A 928-nucleotide genomic window follows, 5' to 3' on the forward strand; every position below is an offset into this window, starting at 1 on the left:
CCCGCGCCGGCTGCGGGCCGTGGCCCGCGGCCGCGGCCCGCTCCGTCGGGGTGCGCGAACGGTCAGTCGGTGTGGGCGAACAGTTTGAGCACTGGCACGCCCACCTTGTGACGGGCCCGGGACGCCCAGTCGCGGTGGAAGAACTCCTCGACGAGGTGCGGGGCGGTCAGCACGATGACCTCGTCGGCGCCGGTCTGTTCGACGACGGAGGTGAGCAGGTCCAGCGGGTGCCGTTCGATGATCTGGCCGACTGCTTCGGCGCCCGCGTCGCGCAGTGACGCCAGCGAGTGCTCCAGCGCCCGTCGTGCCGGGGGCAGTGCCTCGTTCCCCTCCGGCTCGTCGCCCTCCTGGACGGCGTCGCCGAGTTCGCCGAGGGCGACGTCATCGAGAGCCCGCAGCAGCCGGTCCTGGTCACCGCGCGGCTGCATCAGGACCACGAAGGAGACGGGCTCCTCGCCGTGCAGGGTCGTCACGAGCTCCACGTCTGCCGACACCAGCGGCTTCTCGATCATCAACACACTCGTGAACACTGCGGGTGCCCTTCTTCTCGCGGCTCCCGCCCGAGACGGGCAGAAACCATCCTGCCCCGTGTTCCCACGGGGTGCGCGTTCTTCAGTGTGCCTGACCGAAGACAAACGGAATGCTTCATTCCGCTGTTTGACGGATCCGGCGGTAACGGGTGAACAGGTATCCGGTCTCCTCCAGCACGGCCTCCAGCGCGAAGTCGTCCGGGGCGGCCAGCGTGGCGCCGCTCGTGATGCGTTCGGCGTCGCCGGCGGCGACCCGCGGCGACACGGTCAGGCACAGCTCGTCCAGCACTCCGGCCGCGGTGAACTGGGCGAGCACCCGGGGGCCGCCCTCGGTGAGCAGCCGGACCAGTCCGCGCTCGGCGAGCAGCGGCGGCACCCGGGCGGGGTCCACCGCTGCC

The 928-nt window shown here is 71.3% G+C and carries 2 protein-coding genes; both read right to left on the minus strand.

The window, feature by feature from the left end; all coding sequences use genetic code 11:
- Positions 1–62 precede the first annotated feature (62 nt).
- The gene (locus ACYVE9_RS28525; RefSeq protein WP_461030777.1) at positions 63–530 is read right to left on the minus strand and encodes an indole-3-glycerol phosphate synthase; all 468 of its coding nucleotides are present in this window, start codon (positions 528–530) and stop codon (positions 63–65) included.
- Between the two features lie 115 nt (positions 531–645).
- A partial coding sequence (locus ACYVE9_RS28530; RefSeq protein WP_461030778.1) for a dihydrofolate reductase family protein occupies positions 646–928 on the minus strand: 283 nt, incomplete at its 5' end.

This window comes from Streptomyces sparsus (assembly GCF_054776295.1).